We start from the raw sequence: 16,404 nt of genomic DNA, 5'->3' as shown, positions 1-16,404 counted from the left end.
CTTATAATTAACGGACTGCATTAAGGATAGTGTAAAATCATTAGTTCTGCTCACCTCCATTACTAAATATTACAATTCATCTCCGGGTGAGGGACGGTGATTCTCAATGGGCTCAAACACAAGCGCGGCAGGGCCGATATGAAAACTGACTTGTTCATTTTGCGTAATGGTTTCATTTAAATCCAGACAAGGATTAAATAAATTCCACTGGAAATCGTAAAGTAACTTAAATCTATTCGGTCCGGTCATCTGAACATCAATAACTTTTAAACTGTCTGGTACTAACTGAGCGTTTGCGGAATACCATTGCAAATCGCCAACCAGAGATTCTGTTATTTTGAGAATATTCCGTTCAATGATTGTAGCTAATTTTACGCAATCCGTTTCATTCTGCGCAACATCACATTCAATGCTTACTGACATAGCGTACTCATAATAAATGTCTTCAGACCCATCATTGATGTTCTTTTGTCGCTTTGCAAGTCCCCCTCTTCAGCAATATTGCGCTGTGATGCTCTCATTTAAGCAAGTGATTGATTCACTGCTGCTTCTTATTGGGCCTTATACGGGCAATTTGTGCCCTGGTTTATTTTTTGAAACACATTGCCGTGCCAGTGGGCGGACAACATCGGGTATGATGGTTGTTATGTTATAACATTTTTGGTGTAGTGATGAATCAAAGTGGACTGTTGATGTCACTCGGTGGACGGCTGTTGGTGGCATTGATGTTAATCGCCGTACTGGCGCTGGCGATGTGGTGGGGAATGCAGCCGTGATAACGTTCAGGCATTTGCAGGCAGGTTATCAGGGACGCGCGGTCACGCCCGTTGTGACAACAGAACTGGCGCAGGGCAGTATGACTGCCTTAATCGGTGCCAACGGCAGCGGTAAATCTACCCTGATAAAGACGATCGCCGGATTATTACCCCCGGTAAGCGGGCAGTGTGATGTGCGGATCTCGCGCCGTGAAGTGAGCTGGTTGCCGCAACGTAGCGAACTGGAAACGCGTTTCCCGCTCACCGTGTTTGAGCTGGTTTCTATTGGCTGCTGGCCGCGCTGTGGCTGGTTTGGCGGCATTAACCGGGCACTGCGCAATGAGATAAACGCCGCGCTGGATGCGGTGCAGATGCGTGATTATGCGGATGCTCAGCCCGCGACATTGTCTGGCGGCCAGCTACAGCGTGTCCTGTTTGCCCGGCTCATGCTGCAACGTAGTCGCTTGTGGCTGCTGGATGAGCCTTTTAACGGCATTGACAGCAAAACGGTGGCGTTACTGATGTCAATTCTGCAGCAGCAGCAGCAGGCGGGCACGACGCTGCTGGTCGTGTTGCATGACCGTCCGTTAGTTGAACGTTATTTTACGGATGTGCTGTCAATGGATGAGGGATCGCATCAGCGCAGTGCGGTTGCTATGACGCCGTTACGGAGCATTGCCCCGTGACGCTTATTCAACCTTTTATTGAATTCAGCTTTATGCGCAGGGCGCTGGTGGCCTGTATTGCTCTGGCATTCAGTGCCACCCCGCTGGGCGTCTTTCTCTCCTTACGGCGTATGAGCCTGATCGGTGATGCGTTATCCCATGCCGTACTGCCCGGTGCCGCCATTGGCTATTTAATCTCAGGCTTATCCCTTGTTGCGATGGGCGTGGGTGGGCTGATAGCGGGGCTGGCGGTGGCGTTATTGTCCGGTGCGGTCAGCCGTTATACGCCACTAAAAGAAGATGCGAGTTTTGCCGGCTTCTATCTGGGTTCGCTGGCGCTGGGCGTGACGTTAGTGTCACTGCGTGGCTCCAGCGTGGATCTGCTTCACGTCCTGTTCGGTTCATTGCTGGCGGTGGACAACCCGGCCCTGATCGTGGTGGGCAGCATCGCCGCGTTTACCCTCTTGATGCTGGCGGTGATCTATCGCCCTCTGGTTATTGACGCTTTTGACGCGGATTTTCTGCGTGCGCAAGGTAAATGGAGCGCACCGCTGGTGCACGGTATTTTCCTGACGCTGGTGGTGCTTAACCTGGTGGCGGGTTTTCAGGTGCTGGGCACGCTGATGTCGGTCGGGCTGATGATGTTGCCTGCCGCCAGCGCGCGATTCTGGAGCCGTCATCTGGTACTGATGCTGGGCGCGGCCATGTTGATGGCTGTCCTGTCGGCATTTACGGGGTTAGTCCTTTCCTGGCACTTTTCACTGCCGGCCGGACCGGCGGTGGTGTTGAGTGCCGCAATGTTGTTTTTTCTCTCCATCTTAACAGGGCCGTGCGGTGGCATTCTGCGCCGCCATTAATCAGAGGTAGCGATGAAGATATTACCCATTAGTCTGGCAATCGGTGCATTAGTCGTCAGCCCCTTCACCATGGCGAAAACGATCGATGCGGTGGCGAGTTTTACCGTGCTGGCCGATATCGTCAAACAAATTGGCGGCGATCATGTTCATGTTAAAAGCCTGGTCGGGCCCAATGGCGATCCCCATACTTTCGAACCGACGCCGCAGGACAGCGAAGCGCTGGCAAAAGCCGATGTGGTGTTTGTCAGCGGACTCGGTCTGGAGGGCTGGATGAACCGTCTGGTGACGGCCTCAGGTTATAAAGGGGAGCCCGTAGTGGCCTCGACAGGGATTGAAACCCGCACGATGGAAGAGGATGGCAAAACCATTACCGATCCCCATGCGTGGAACAGCATGTATAACGGCACCATATATGCCAAAAACGTGATGAATGCGTTAATCAAGGCCGATCCCCAGGACGCTGAAGATATCCGTCAGCGCGGCGAAAAATATATTCAGCAACTGCAAAAGCTGGACGCCTGGGCCAAAACCTCTTTTGCCGCCATTCCGCAGCAAAAACGTAAGGTGCTGACCAGCCATGATGCTTTCGGTTACTTTGGGCAACGCTATGGCGTCACGTTCCTTGCGCCGGTTGGTTTCTCCACCGAAGCGGAAGCCAGCGCCAGCGATGTAGCCAGTTTGATCACCCAACTTAAGCAGGAGCATATCAAAACCTACTTTATGGAAAATCAGACCGATCCCCGTCTGGTGAAACAGATTGCCAGCGCGACAGGCGCGAAGCCGGGTGGTGAGCTTTATCCGGAAGCGCTGTCCACCGCGTCCGGACCGGCGCCGACCTATGAAGCCGCGTTTAAACACAACGTTGACGTGATGCTCAAGAGCATGCGCTAAGCATAAAAAAAGCCGGAATGGCTCGAAAGAGACAGTCCGGCTAAGGTTCACGACACATCAACGTTTTTTCTTTCTTCCCTGCACGGCTTTAAAGCGCGGATTCGTTTTGCAGATGACATAGATACGGCCTTTACGCCGAACGACTTTGCAATCCCGATGGCGACGCTTTGCGCAACGGAGTGAGCTGAGTACCTGCATGTTGCCCTCGCTTATTTCCGACCCAGAAAACGCCCAAAACGCTGATTAAAGCGCGCGGTACTGCCTTCTTTGGCAAAGTCTTTCTGCTTACCGGTGTAAAACACATGAGAGGCCGAGGAGACATCAAGCGTCACATACGGCAGGGTTTCGCCTTCAAACTCAACGGTACGGTCGGTTTTGATTGTTGAACCGATTTTGAAAAAGACATCAGCCGAGGTGTCATGGAACACCACGGCACGATAGGAGGGATGAATATTCGCTTTCATACTTCTCACCAATGTAATGTTATAATATAACAATATTATGCGCCGTGGCCGATATGAATGCAACCCTGTAAAACCCAGGGGAAACAGCGGGGCGGCGATGGCGGGCAAACCGTGCAACGGATAGCACGCTGTCGCTGACTGAGAACAGGCGCAGGGCAGACCGTGCTTCAGGCAGACAGGAAAGAACAGATTTGCGCTGCCACAAAGACAAAGTGGCTTCAGACACGCTTGTCAGCCGCGTGACACGTCAGCGCAGTCTGACGAGAGGGTAAGAAGCCGGGCAGAGACAAGAGAAAGAAGCGGGTGTGAAATCAGCGTGAACCGGTTAAGACCGAAAAGAAACAAAGTGACTCGTCAGGTCATCCGGGAGCGCGCCGGGCGTGACCAACCTGAATGTAAAAGAGGGTGAGGAAGGCAGCGTTCACCCCGAGTGAACAGGAAGTTATCGCGATAATACAAGCCAGCGTCATCATGGCAGCGGTTAATCCCTGCGGCTGTCAAAAAAGAGACGGCGTGAGGCATTAAAAAAGGCCGCTGATGCGGCCTTTTAGTTTACAGATTAATGCGAGTGGTCAGGATGATCGACGGGATGACCCTTTTCGATCTCGGCTTTGTTTTTACCAAAGCGACGCCGCACCACCACAAAGAATACCGGTACGAAGAAGATGGCCAGCGCGGTCGCGGTCACCATCCCGCCCATGACGCCCGTACCGACCGCATTCTGTGCACCAGAGCCGGCACCGGTACTGATGGCCAGCGGCAGTACGCCCAGAATAAACGCCAGTGAGGTCATCAGGATAGGACGCAGACGCATACGGCAGGCTTCAAGCGTGGCTTCCACCAGCCCTTTGCCTTCTTTCTCCATCAGGTCCTTCGCAAATTCCACAATCAGGATGGCGTTCTTCGCCGAGAGGCCAATAGTGGTCAGTAACCCCACGACAAAGTAAACGTCATTGCTCAGTCCGCGCAAGGTCGTAAAGATCAATGCACCGACCACGCCCAGCGGAACCACCAGCATGACCGAGAACGGAATGGACCAGCTCTCATACAGGGCCGCGAGGCACAGGAACACGACGATCAGTGAAATGGCATACAAGGCAGGTGCCTGGTTACCCGACAGACGTTCCTGATAGGACATCCCGGTCCAGTCAAAGCCAATGCCCGACGGCAGTTTCGAAGCCAGTTCTTCCATCAGGTTCATGGCATCACCGGAGCTCTTGCCGGGGGCTGCCTGCCCCAGGATTTCCATAGACGGTAAACCGTTGTAACGTTCCAGACGCGGTGAACCATACTGCCAGCGTGCTGATGAGAAGGCAGAGAAGGGCACCATCTCGCCGTTGCTGTTTCGGACATACCACTTATTGATGTCGTCAGGCAGCATACGCGCATCAGCTTTACCCATCACGTAGACTTTCTTCACACGACCGCGGTCAATGAAGTCATTAACGTAAGAGCCGCCCCAGGATGCGCCCAGCGTGGTATTGATATCACTGAGTGAGACACCCAGTGCCTGGGCTTTCTCCTGATCGATATCCAGTTTGAACTGCGGCGTATCTTCCAGACCGTTGGGACGCACACCGACCAGCGTATCCGGATGTTGTGCGATCATGCCAAACAGCTGGTTACGCGCCTGCGTCAGCTTTTCATGTCCCAGGTTACCCTGATCGATAAGTTCAAAGTCAAAGCCGGTCGCGTTACCTAACTCGATAATGGCAGGCAGGTTAAACGCAAAGACCATACCGTCTTTAATTTGCGCCAGCGCTTGCATTGCACGTCCCTGGATCGCAGGCACTTTCATGTCGCTGCTGGTACGCTCATCCCACGGCTTGAGGCTGACGAAGGCAATACCGGTATTCTGTCCACGGCCCGCAAAGCCAAAGCCCGCAACGGTAAAGACAGATTTCACCGAGTCTTTTTCTTTCGTCAGGAAGTAATCAGAAACCTGATCCAGCACTTTCTGCGTGCGCTCCTGTGTGGCGCCGGCAGGGAGCTGAGCCTGAGCCAGTAACAGGCCCTGATCTTCTTCCGGCAGGAACGATGAAGGCAGACGCAGGAACAGAAACGCCATCCCCAGCACAATCAGCAGATAAAGCAGCAGATAGCGACCCGTACCGCGAACGATGTGACCTACGCTGTCAACATAGTGATGCGTACTCTTGTCAAACAGGCGGTTGAACCAGCCAAAGAAGCCTTTGGTGGCACCGTGATCGCCTTTTTTCACCGGCTTGAGCATAGTGGCGCAGAGTGCGGGCGTCAGAATCAACGCAACCAGTACTGACAGCGCCATGGCCGACACGATGGTGATGGAGAACTGACGATAAATCACGCCGGTCGATCCACCAAAGAAAGCCATGGGAATAAAGACCGCTGACAGCACCAGGGCAATACCGACCAGTGCGCCCTGAATCTGCTCCATCGAGCGCTTGGTCGCTTCTTTCGGTGGCAGTCCTTCCTCCACCATGACGCGCTCGACGTTCTCGACCACCACGATGGCGTCATCCACCAACAGGCCGATGGCCAGCACCATCCCGAACATCGTCAGGGTGTTTATCGAGTAACCAAAGGCGCCGATTATGGCGAAGGTCCCCAGCAACACAACCGGGACGGCAATAGTCGGAATCAGCGTGGCTCGGAAGTTTTGCAGGAACAGATACATCACCAGGAACACCAACAGAATCGCTTCCATCAGTGTTTTCACCACTTCGAAAATAGAAATTTTAACGAACGGTGTGGTGTCGTAAGGATAAACGACCTTCATTCCCGCCGGGAACGTAGGCTGCAGCTTAGCCAGCTCGGCTTTAACGGCTTCGGCGGTATTCAGGGCGTTAGCGCCAGTCGCCAGTTTGATACCGATACCGGACGCAGGCTTACCGTTATAGCGCGCAATGATCTCGTAGTTTTCACCACCCAGTTCGATCTGTGCCACATCGCGCAGACGCACCTGAGAGCCATCGTTATTCACTTTCAGCAGAATGTTGCCGAACTCTTTGGTGGAGGTCAGACGCGTTTGCGCAATAATTGAGGCGTTCAGCTGCTGTCCCGGTACCGGCGGTGTTCCGCCTAACTGACCGGCAGCCACCTGGGCGTTCTGGGTTTTAAGCGCATTGATCACATCAACCGGCGTCAGCTGATAGTTATTTAACTTACTCGGATCCATCCAGATGCGCATCGCGTACTGCGCACCAAAGACCTGGGTATCACCCACGCCAGGCGTACGGCTGATAGGATCTTTGATGTTAGAGGCAACATAGTCAGCAATATCGTTCTGCGTCATGCTGCCATCATCGCTGATGAAACCCGCTACCATCAGGAAGCTACTGGAGGATTTTTTAACCTGAATCCCCTGCTGTTGCACTTCCTGAGGCAGCAGTGGCATTGCCAGCTGCAGTTTGTTCTGCACCTGAACCTGCGCGATATCCGCGTCAGTCCCTGACTGGAAGGAGATAGTCAGCGTCAGAGCACCCGAGGAATCACTGCTTGATGACATATACATCAGGCCATCAATGCCGTTCATGTTTTGTTCGATGACCTGCGTCACCGAGTCTTGCAACGTTTTCGCGTCAGCACCAGGGTAGTTGGCCTGAATCTCAATGGCCGGTGGCGCAACATTGGGATATTGCTCAATCGGTAATTTAATAATCGATAACGCGCCCGCCAGCATGACGATAATAGCCAGCACCCACGCAAAGATTGGGCGATCGATAAAGAACTTAGCCATGTATCAACGGCTCCTGTTAGGACGATGTTTTAGCAGACTGGGCCTGAGAGGGATCACCTTTTGCGGCTTTTGCATCGTCTGTGACTTCTTTAGGTGTAACTTGTGCACCCGGTTTTGCACGCTGCAGACCTGTAAAGATCACACGCTCGCCCGCTTTCAGACCTTCTGTTACCAGCCATTTATCGCCAATAGCCTGGGCTGCTTTGATCTTACGTGCTTCAACTTTGTTGTCCGCGCCGACCACCATGACAGAGGCGTCACCGGTTGGTGTGCGCGTTACCGCCTGCTGAGGAACGAGCAGGGCGTTTGGATTGGTGCCTTCATCCAGACGGGCACGTACAAACATTCCTGGCAGCAAGGCTTTATCAGGGTTAGGGAAGATCGCGCGCAGGGTGATCGAGCCGGTGGTTTGATCAACGGTCACATCCGAGAACTCCAGCGTACCCGGCTGAGCATAGTTTTTACCATTCTGCATCAGCAGGGTAACGTTGGCTTTGCCATCGTTCTGTTTCAGCTGACCGGACTCCAGTTCTGAACGCAGACGCAGGAAATCTTCACTCGACTGGGTAACATCGACATACATCGGATCCAACTGCTGCACCGTGGCCAGCGCTGTGGTTTGCCCGCTTTGTACCAGCGCACCTTCTGTAACGGATGACTTACCAATGCGGCCACTGATAGGCGAAGAGACTTTTGTGTACGCCAGGTTAATGCGTGCGGTTTCTACGTTAGCCTTCGCGGCCTGAACGGCCGCATTGTTTTGTGCCGCGGTGGCGACGGCATTATCGTAGTCCTGCTGACTGATATATTTGGTGCCAAGCAGCGGCTTATAACGATTGACCGTCAGTTGCGCTATACGTGCATTGGCCTCTGCTTTCGCTAAATCGGCTTTGGCGCTGTCATAGGACGCCTGATAGGTCGCGGGATCGATCTGATAGAGCGATTCACCGGCTTTAATCTCACTGCCTTCAATAAAGTTACGCTTCAGAATGATACCGGAAACCTGCGGACGCACTTCGGCAATACGGTAAGCCAGGGTACGGCCAGGCAGTTCGGTCGAAATTTTTAGGGGTTCACTTTTAACGGTGACAACACCGACTTCCGGCGGCTGTTGTTGGGCGGCCTGGTCGGATTTATTTCCGTCACATCCTGTTAACACAAAGCTGCCTGAGAGCATCAGGACGGCCGCCAGAGGCGTTAACCCTCTGAATTTGTTCATAAATAAACCTCTAGAGTCCGATATCAAATGATCAATGGATCACAAAGCCATGAACCCATTGCTGCGTATTATTTTAGCTCGTGCTATGGTACATACATTCACAAATGTATGTAAACTTACCTGTTTGTAAAAAAAGTCCCCTATGGCACGAAAAACCAAAGCGCAAGCTCTTGAAACCCGGCATCAAATTCTGGACGCCGCCCTTGCTCTGTTTTCGAAAGAGGGGGTTTCAGCCACCTCCCTGGCGGACATCGCTTCTGCAGCCAGCGTAACCCGTGGCGCTATCTACTGGCATTTCAAAAACAAAGCCGATTTGTTGAACGAAATATGGCTTCGCTGCGATGCCGGGCTTAATGAAGTGAAACTTGAGTATCAAACAAAATACCCCGGTGATCCACTCTCCATTTTACGGGCGATGCTGGTCTATATCTTTCAGGCGACTGCGCGCGATCCGCAGCGCCGTGCGTTGATGGAAATCATCTTTCATAAATGCGAATTTGTCGGGGAAATGGCTGCCGTAAAAAGTATCCAGCAAAGTCTGTTGCTTGAGCGTTACAACGAAATAGAAGACGTACTGCGTCAGTGCATTGATGCCGGGCAACTTCCAGAAACGTTCCAGACCCGACAGGCGGCGTTAATCATGCGCAGCTATGTCAATGGCATGATGGAAAGCTGGCTTTTTACGCCTGGCAAATTTGATCTGGTTGCCGATGCGCCCGAACTGGTGGATGCCCTGATTGATATGTTGCGCTTAAGTCCGACGCTGGCAAAAAAGGCTTAGTCTTTGCGCTGTTCGTCGCGTTTCTTTTCGTAATCGCGCTGAACAATGGCCAGGGCGGACAACACCGTTTCCACCGACAGTTGGTGTTCTTCAAACAGCTGAATCAAATCTACCGCCAGTTTGACCTCTTCGGGGGCCGTTTCCAGGGACATCATTCCTCCTGCGACGTTGTATCATGGGCCTGATAAGCGTGCCATCCTGCGATGGCGGTCTTGCAAAGATAGCGCATTAACTGCTAAACGGGCTGTCTGACAGTGACATTGCCCACTCCACCGAGCGGATCGCCTGCCGGCAGCGTGCCATACGGCCTTCCAGTACCTCCAGGTCTTTTTTCAACTGCTGCTGAACGGCAAAGGTTTCTGCCAGCGCCAGCCGTTGCTCCCGCTGGTCGATCATCGCCTGTAGTCGACGCTCATATTCCCGGTATTCCAGATATTTTTGCTGACGGGCGGAAGGCCGGGCACGTTCTGCGCGGCTACGAAGTTGCTGGGTACTGGCTTCACGCTGCAGGGCGGCGATTTGGTCCACCAGATGACCCGCCAGCCACTGGCTACGTTCTACATCCTCGCCGGCCTGACAAAGGCGCTGATAGTTGTGCTCAATCTCCTGCAGATAATCGGCCAGTCGGGTCCCTTTCGTCGTAAAGAGTTGGTTGTCAAAACGCGGCGAGCGACACTCGCCGTCGGGATGGCTGTGGATGGCCTGGCGCAAGGTGAGAAGGCAGTGATGCAGCCTTTGCCGCGTCGGATGCTTACTCATTGCGCCCAACGCAGGTATGCTAAAGTCATGCAACGGAAAACGCATTGGGTGGCAGGTATGCAACGCATTGTCTTATTAACCCTGGGTTGGCTGGCGATAGTGCTTGGCATACTGGGCATTGTATTACCTTTATTACCTACAACGCCATTCATGCTGCTGGCAGCATGGTGTTTTGCCCGTTCTTCACCACGTTTTCATCACTGGCTGCTCTGGAAATCGCCCTTTGGTCGCTATATTCGCCACTGGCAACAGCATCGTGGCATGCCGCCAGGGGCAAAAAGCCGCGCCATCGTACTGATTGTGGCGACATTTTCGCTATCCTTGTGGCTGGTGCCTGTGCTGTGGGTACGGATCATGCTGGGCATCATGTTGTGCCTTCTGTTGCTGTTTATGTGGCGGATGCCGGTGGTGGCAGAAACACCAGACGACAGTTTACCTCCGCGATAAAGTTGCAATTAGCCGGCCATTTGCTTAGATTTGGGCCTCTTCGTGTGCGGCTTCCCATTATGAATGTATTTCCGCTGAACCTTTAATCAGGTATTGGCGCTATTGAAGCTGCGCAAAACAGAATTTTTTTACCAGGCTTAAGATTATGACCGACACTGCGCAGCAGCTTGAACTGATTAAAAACAGTATCAAAAGTATTCCTGATTACCCGAAGCCGGGTATTCTTTTCCGTGACGTCACCAGCCTGTTGGAAGACCCGAACGCCTATGCAGCGTCCATCGCCCTGCTGGTTGAGCGCTACCGTAATAAAGGCATCACCAAAGTTGTCGGCACAGAAGCGCGTGGCTTCCTCTTTGGTGCGCCGGTTGCCCTGGGGCTGGGGCTGGGTTTTGTCCCGGTGCGTAAACCAGGCAAACTGCCACGTGAAACTTACAGCGAATCCTACGAGCTGGAATACGGTACCGACCAACTGGAATTGCACAAAGATGCGATCCAGCCGGGCGACGTCGTGCTGGTGGTCGACGATCTGCTGGCGACCGGCGGAACGCTGGAAGCCACGATCAAACTGATCCGTCGTGCAGGCGGTGAAGTGAAAGATGCTGCTTTTATTATTAACCTGTTCGATTTGGCAGGGGAAGCCCGCCTCAAGGCGCTGGGCGTTGACAGCTACAGCCTGGTCAATTTCCCCGGCCACTAAGCCTCGCTTCTGGCCTCGCGCACCTGTGGGGCCATTCCGCTTTACCGCTTCAAGATAACGAGTGATAGGTGAAAGCGTAGCTGTTAGACTACTGCAATCATATACAGGGGTTGCAGTGCGTCTGCGCTCACATTTCCATCCAAATTCGTCGAAACCACATGAGCTATCAGGTACTTGCCCGAAAATGGCGTCCACAGGCGTTTGCTGATGTTGTCGGTCAGGAACATGTTCTGACGGCGCTGGCGAATGGATTGTCTCTGGGACGCATCCATCATGCTTATCTCTTCTCCGGCACACGGGGCGTAGGGAAAACCACGATTGCCCGTCTGCTGGCAAAAGGCCTTAACTGCGAAACCGGGATCACCGCCACGCCCTGTGGTCAGTGCGATAACTGCCGTGAGATCGAACAGGGCCGTTTTGTCGATCTCATCGAAATTGATGCCGCCTCGCGCACCAAAGTGGAAGACACGCGCGATCTGCTTGATAACGTGCAGTATGCGCCCGCCCGCGGCCGCTTTAAAGTTTACCTTATTGATGAAGTGCACATGCTGTCGCGTCACAGCTTCAATGCGCTGCTGAAAACGCTGGAAGAACCGCCTTCACACGTTAAATTCCTGCTGGCGACGACCGATCCGCAGAAGTTGCCGGTGACAATCCTGTCCCGTTGTCTGCAGTTTCACCTTAAAGCGCTGGATGTTGACCAGATCCGTCAGCAGCTTGACAACGTATTAGAACAGGAGCAGATCGCCCGGGAACCGCGGGCGCTGCAACTGCTGGCCCGTGCTGCCGATGGCAGTATGCGCGATGCGCTGAGCCTTACCGATCAGGCCATTGCGATGGGCGAGGGCAGCGTGACCAGCGCGACCGTCGGGGCGATGCTCGGGACGCTTGACGATGAGCAACCCCTGGGGCTGCTTGAAGCCGTAGTCGACGGCAACGGAGAACAGGTGATGGCGTTGCTGGCACAGGCAGCTTCGCGCGGGGTTGACTGGGAGGCATTGCTCGTTGAGATGCTTCGCCTGCTGCACCGCATTGCCATGGTACAGTTACTGCCTGCCTCTCTTAACGACGATGAAGAAAGCAATGCGTTGCGCCTGCGGGAACTGGCGCGCGTCGTGCCGCCTGCCGATCTGCAGCTTTATTATCAAACCCTGCTGATGGGGCGCAAAGATTTACCCCTTGCGCCCGATCGTCGTATGGGCATTGAGATGGCCTTATTGCGCGCGCTGGCGTTTCATCCCAAAGCGGCCGTCGCGGAGCCGATCGCGCGGCCCACGCTGACTGCGCAGTCAGCGCCGGTGCCGGTACAGAACGTACCGCCGTCGCTAACCGAATCGGCGCCCGCTGCCCGGCCACAAATGGCGGCACCCGAACCCGCTTCGGCACCAACCGCGCAGTCTGTCTCGCCTGCGGCACCCGAACCGTCACTGTCCAGTTCCACCAGCCAGCTCCTGCAGGCGCGCACCCAACTGCTGCGCCAGGGAGCAAACAAAGCAAAAAAGAGTGAGCCGGCAGCGCCAGGTGCGCGGCCGGCCAGTTCTGCCCTTGAGCGACTGGCCTCGGTGACCGAGCGCAGTCAGCAGCGTGTGCGTGAGCGCGCCCCTGAAGCGCCGGTAAAAAAAGAGGCGTACCGCTGGAAAGCGCTGACGCCCGTAACCGAAGCGGCCGCGCCCGTCGCCACGCCAAAAGCCTTGCGTTCTGCGCTGGAGCATGAGAAAAATCCTGAGCTGGCCGCACGGCTGGCTGAAGAAGCCCAGCAGCGTGATGCCTGGGCGGCTGAAGTGGCCGGTTTGCCGCTGCCTAAACTGGTTCAACAGCTGGCGTTGAATGCCTGGAAAGAGACCACCGATCAGGGTATTTGCCTGCATTTACGTTCCAGCCAGCGTCACCTGAATTCGGCCTCCGCGCAGCAGGCCCTGACCGCCGCATTGAGTCAGGTTGCCGGACATCAGGTTGAACTGTCGGTTATTGAAGACGATAATCCTACGGTATTGACGCCACTGGAGTGGCGTCAGGCCATTTATGAAGAGAAGCTGGCGCAGGCGCGTCAGTCCATCTTGAGTGACAGCCACATTCAAACCCTTCGTCGCTTTTTCGATGCCGATTTGGATGAGGAAAGCATTCGACCCGTTTGAACACGCTGCAACGTTATGAATAAACCGCGTTGTAGCCTCAGCAGAGAGAGAAAACTATGTTTGGTAAAGGCGGATTGGGCAACCTGATGAAACAGGCCCAGCAGATGCAAGACAAAATGGCCCAGGTTCAGGAAGAAATTGCCGCCCTGGAAGTCACGGGTGAATCAGGCGCAGGCATGGTCAAAGTGACCATCAATGGTGCCCACAACTGCCGCCGTGTGGAAGTCGATCCCAGCCTGCTGGAAGATGACAAAGACATGCTGGAAGATTTGATCGCTGCCGCCTTCAACGACGCGGCGCGTCGCATTGATGAAGCGCAGAAAGAGAAAATGGCGTCTGTCTCTTCAGGCATGCAGTTGCCACCAGGCTTCAAGATGCCGTTCTGATGCAAACCAGCCCACTGCTAGAGTCCTTAATGGAGTCATTGCGCTGTTTGCCGGGCGTTGGGCCGAAGTCGGCGCAACGGATGGCGTTCCAACTGCTACAGCGCGATCGTAGTGGGGGAATGCGGCTGGCACAGGCGCTGACCCGGGCAATGTCGGAAATCGGTCACTGTGCCGATTGCCGCACCTTCACCGAGCAGGAAATCTGCACTATCTGCGCCAATCCCCGGCGTCAGCAAAACGGTCAGATCTGCGTGGTGGAAAGTCCGGCAGATATCCATGCTATTGAGCAAACCGGGCAATTTGCCGGCCGTTATTTCGTTCTGATGGGCCATCTTTCACCCCTGGATGGCATCGGCCCGGCAGATATCGGTCTCGATCGGCTGGAACAGCGTCTGGAGAAGGAAGCGATTCAGGAAGTGATCCTGGCGACCAACCCCACCGTGGAAGGCGAAGCGACCGCGAACTACATTGCAGAATTATGTGGCCAGTATGGCGTTGAAGCCAGCCGCATTGCGCATGGCGTTCCGATGGGCGGCGAACTGGAAATGGTGGATGGCACCACGCTATCCCACTCACTGGCAGGCCGCCAGAAGATTAAATTTTAAACGCTTGCCGGCGTTGTGAAAAACGCCGGCTTGAAAATCCTGCATGTACCCCCACATCCTCCTCAACGTTCGTTAAATCTGATTCTGTTGAGGTAGCAATGACCATGAAAGGACAAGAGACTCGTGGCTTTCAGTCAGAGGTAAAACAACTTCTGCACCTGATGATCCATTCTCTCTATTCAAACAAAGAGATTTTCCTGCGTGAACTGATTTCCAACGCCTCGGATGCGGCGGATAAACTGCGCTTCCGCGCGCTGTCTGATGCCAGCCTGTACGAAGGCGATGGTGACCTGCGCGTGCGTCTCTCTGTCGATAAGGATAACCGCACCATCACGCTGAGCGATAACGGTATCGGCATGCGCCGTGATGAAGTGATTGAAAACCTTGGCACTATTGCGAAATCCGGCACCAAAGCCTTTCTGGAATCCCTGGGCTCAGATCAGGCCAAAGACAGTCAGCTGATCGGTCAGTTCGGTGTGGGTTTCTACTCGGCCTTTATCGTTGCCGACAAAGTCTCGGTGCGCACGCGCGCAGCGGGTGCCGCCGAAGACGAAGGCGTGTTCTGGGAATCGGCAGGTGAAGGTGAGTATACCATCGCTGACATCAGCAAAGCCGATCGCGGTACGGAAATCACCTTGCACCTGCGTGAAGGCGAAGATGAATTCCTCGACAGCTGGCGCGTCCGCAACATCATTGGTAAATACTCCGACCACATTGCGCTGCCGGTTGAAATCGAAACCAAAGATGAAGAAAGCGGCACCACGACCTGGGAGAAAATCAACAAAGCTCAGGCGCTGTGGACCCGCAGCAAGTCAGAGATCAGCGACGAAGAGTACAAAGAGTTCTACAAACATATTGCCCATGATTTCAGCGATCCGGCGACATGGAGCCACAACCGCGTAGAAGGGAAACAGGAGTACACCAGCCTGCTATATATCCCGGCTCGCGCACCGTTCGACATGTGGAACCGCGACCATAAACATGGTCTGAAACTCTACGTGCAGCGCGTGTTCATCATGGATGACGCCGAGCAGTTTATGCCGAACTACCTGCGCTTTGTGCGCGGCCTGATTGACTCTAACGATCTGCCGCTCAACGTATCGCGTGAGATTCTGCAGGACAGCCGTGTTACCCAGAATCTGCGCGGCGCGTTGACCAAACGTGTTCTGCAGATGCTGGAGAAGCTGGCGAAAGAGGACAGCGAAAAGTACCAGACCTTCTGGAAAGAGTTTGGTCTGGTCCTGAAAGAGGGCCCCGCTGAAGATCACGCCAACAAAGAGACGATTGCCAAACTGCTGCGTTTTGCCACCACACAAAGCGAGAGCGCGGCGCAAACCGTGTCGCTGGAAGATTACGTCAGCCGTATGGTCGAGGGTCAGGAGAAGATCTACTACATTACCGCCGACAGCTATGCTGCAGCGAAAAGCAGTCCGCATCTGGAGCTGTTCCGTAAAAAAGGCATTGAGGTCCTGCTGCTGTCCGATCGTATCGATGAATGGATGATGAGCTATCTGACCGAGTTCGACGGTAAGGCCTTCCAGTCTGTCAGCAAAGCGGATGAAGCGCTGGATAAGCTGGCTGACGAAGAAACGGAAGCGCAGAAAGAAGCGGAAAAAGCGCTGGAACCTTTTGTTGAGCGCGTGAAAACGCTGCTGGGCGAACGTGTGAAAGAAGTCCGTCTGACGCACCGTCTGACCGATACGCCTGCGATTGTGACCACCGATGCAAACGAGATGACCACGCAAATGGCCAAACTGTTCGCGGCGGCAGGACAGGACGTGCCGGAAGTGAAATATATCTTCGAGATCAACCCCGATCACCAACTGGTGAAGCGCGTGGCAGATACCCAGGATGAAGCCCGCTTCGGTGAGTGGATTGAGCTGTTACTGGATCAGGCCCTGCTGGCAGAGCGCGGCACGCTGGACGATCCTAACCAGTTTATCCGTCGGATGAACCAACTGCTGACGGCGTAAGACGACGAAACCGGTGAGATCCTCACCGGTTTTTTTTGGCTGCAGTCTTCCT

Annotated in this window: 17 protein-coding genes and 1 other annotated feature; of the genes, 10 read left to right on the top strand and 7 right to left on the bottom strand. The window is 54.2% G+C overall.

The features are described 5' to 3' along the window. Nucleotides 1-69: 69 nt before the first annotated feature. Entirely contained in the window at nt 70-423 is a 354-nt protein-coding gene (locus RAC90_RS13410) for a hypothetical protein (RefSeq protein ID WP_033738682.1), read from the bottom strand. 349 nt (nt 424-772) lie between these two features. Here RAC90_RS13410 and RAC90_RS13405 point away from each other — a divergent pair, with 349 nt between their 5' ends. The 3 genes from RAC90_RS13405 to RAC90_RS13395 are packed head-to-tail and all read left to right on the top strand — an operon-like array spanning nt 773 to nt 3,168. Beyond that, the gene (locus RAC90_RS13405) at nt 773-1,441 is read left to right on the top strand and encodes a metal ABC transporter ATP-binding protein (protein WP_375124444.1); all 669 of its coding nucleotides are present in this window, start codon (nt 773-775) and stop codon (nt 1,439-1,441) included. Beyond that, complete coding sequence (locus RAC90_RS13400; RefSeq protein ID WP_006117933.1) at nt 1,438-2,277, top strand: metal ABC transporter permease; 840 nt, start codon at nt 1,438-1,440, stop codon at nt 2,275-2,277. The genes RAC90_RS13405 and RAC90_RS13400 overlap by 4 nt, the downstream gene beginning before the upstream one ends. A 12-nt stretch (nt 2,278-2,289) precedes the next feature. Beyond that, complete coding sequence (locus RAC90_RS13395; RefSeq protein WP_033738684.1) at nt 2,290-3,168, top strand: metal ABC transporter substrate-binding protein; 879 nt, start codon at nt 2,290-2,292, stop codon at nt 3,166-3,168. 57 nt (nt 3,169-3,225) lie between these two features. Here RAC90_RS13395 and ykgO read toward each other — a convergent pair whose 3' ends face one another. From ykgO to RAC90_RS13375, 4 genes are all read right to left on the bottom strand, one after another. After that, nucleotides 3,226-3,366 carry a type B 50S ribosomal protein L36 gene (gene ykgO, locus RAC90_RS13390; protein ID WP_006117931.1) on the bottom strand — a complete coding sequence of 47 codons (141 nt, stop codon included), beginning with the start codon at nt 3,364-3,366 and terminating at the stop codon, nt 3,226-3,228. 11 nt (nt 3,367-3,377) lie between these two features. Further along, nucleotides 3,378-3,632 carry a type B 50S ribosomal protein L31 gene (locus tag RAC90_RS13385; protein ID WP_033738687.1) on the bottom strand — a complete coding sequence of 85 codons (255 nt, stop codon included), beginning with the start codon at nt 3,630-3,632 and terminating at the stop codon, nt 3,378-3,380. A 559-nt stretch (nt 3,633-4,191) separates the two neighbouring features. After that, nucleotides 4,192-7,350 carry a multidrug efflux RND transporter permease subunit AcrB gene (locus tag RAC90_RS13380; protein ID WP_033738689.1) on the bottom strand — a complete coding sequence of 1,053 codons (3,159 nt, stop codon included), beginning with the start codon at nt 7,348-7,350 and terminating at the stop codon, nt 4,192-4,194. Nucleotides 7,351-7,366: 16 nt separating this feature from the next. Further along, entirely contained in the window at nt 7,367-8,569 is a 1,203-nt protein-coding gene (locus tag RAC90_RS13375; RefSeq protein ID WP_006117928.1) for an efflux RND transporter periplasmic adaptor subunit, read from the bottom strand. A gap of 142 nt (nt 8,570-8,711) precedes the next feature. On the opposite strand from RAC90_RS13375, the gene acrR reads away from it, so the two are divergent. Beyond that, on the top strand, nt 8,712-9,350 hold the full coding sequence (gene acrR, locus RAC90_RS13370) for a multidrug efflux transporter transcriptional repressor AcrR (RefSeq protein WP_039338471.1): 639 nt from the start codon (nt 8,712-8,714) through the stop codon (nt 9,348-9,350). Here acrR and rsmS read toward each other — a convergent pair. Beyond that, entirely contained in the window at nt 9,347-9,502 is a 156-nt protein-coding gene (gene rsmS, locus RAC90_RS13365) for a pleiotropic regulatory protein RsmS (protein WP_006117926.1), read from the bottom strand. The genes acrR and rsmS overlap by 4 nt on opposite strands. Nucleotides 9,503-9,578: 76 nt before the next feature. Continuing rightward, nucleotides 9,579-10,109, bottom strand: coding sequence for a primosomal replication protein PriC (priC, locus tag RAC90_RS13360; protein WP_039338470.1), 531 nt, complete (start codon nt 10,107-10,109; stop codon nt 9,579-9,581). A gap of 57 nt (nt 10,110-10,166) precedes the next feature. On the opposite strand from priC, the gene RAC90_RS13355 reads away from it, so the two are divergent. From RAC90_RS13355 to htpG, 6 genes are all read left to right on the top strand, one after another. After that, on the top strand, nt 10,167-10,556 hold the full coding sequence (locus RAC90_RS13355) for a DUF454 family protein (RefSeq protein WP_058708335.1): 390 nt from the start codon (nt 10,167-10,169) through the stop codon (nt 10,554-10,556). Between the two features lie 145 nt (nt 10,557-10,701). Beyond that, the gene (apt, locus tag RAC90_RS13350) at nt 10,702-11,253 is read left to right on the top strand and encodes an adenine phosphoribosyltransferase (RefSeq protein ID WP_006117923.1); all 552 of its coding nucleotides are present in this window, start codon (nt 10,702-10,704) and stop codon (nt 11,251-11,253) included. Nucleotides 11,254-11,411: 158 nt separating this feature from the next. Further along, nucleotides 11,412-13,388 (top strand): DNA polymerase III subunit gamma/tau, encoded by a 1,977-nt coding sequence (gene dnaX, locus RAC90_RS13345; RefSeq protein ID WP_375124443.1) that lies wholly within the window; start codon nt 11,412-11,414, stop codon nt 13,386-13,388. Then, nucleotides 12,730-12,791, top strand: a sequence feature (DnaX frameshifting element). It overlaps the preceding gene by 62 nt. A gap of 56 nt (nt 13,389-13,444) precedes the next feature. Continuing rightward, a complete protein-coding gene (locus RAC90_RS13340) occupies nt 13,445-13,774 on the top strand; it encodes a YbaB/EbfC family nucleoid-associated protein (RefSeq protein ID WP_033738698.1) in 330 nt (109 codons plus the stop codon). Beyond that, nucleotides 13,774-14,379, top strand: a complete 606-nt coding sequence (recR, locus tag RAC90_RS13335) for a recombination mediator RecR (protein ID WP_006117920.1) — start codon at nt 13,774-13,776, stop codon at nt 14,377-14,379. The genes RAC90_RS13340 and recR overlap by 1 nt, the downstream gene beginning before the upstream one ends. Nucleotides 14,380-14,477: 98 nt before the next feature. Continuing rightward, the gene (gene htpG, locus RAC90_RS13330; protein WP_033738700.1) at nt 14,478-16,352 is read left to right on the top strand and encodes a molecular chaperone HtpG; all 1,875 of its coding nucleotides are present in this window, start codon (nt 14,478-14,480) and stop codon (nt 16,350-16,352) included. Nucleotides 16,353-16,404 lie beyond the last annotated feature (52 nt).

Origin of the sequence: Pantoea sp. CS_6 (assembly GCF_041954745.1) — a bacterium.
Lineage (GTDB): Bacteria > Pseudomonadota > Gammaproteobacteria > Enterobacterales > Enterobacteriaceae > Pantoea > Pantoea stewartii.
The sequence above is the reverse complement of the archived record's forward strand: the minus strand, read 5'-3'. Positions and strand labels throughout refer to the sequence as shown.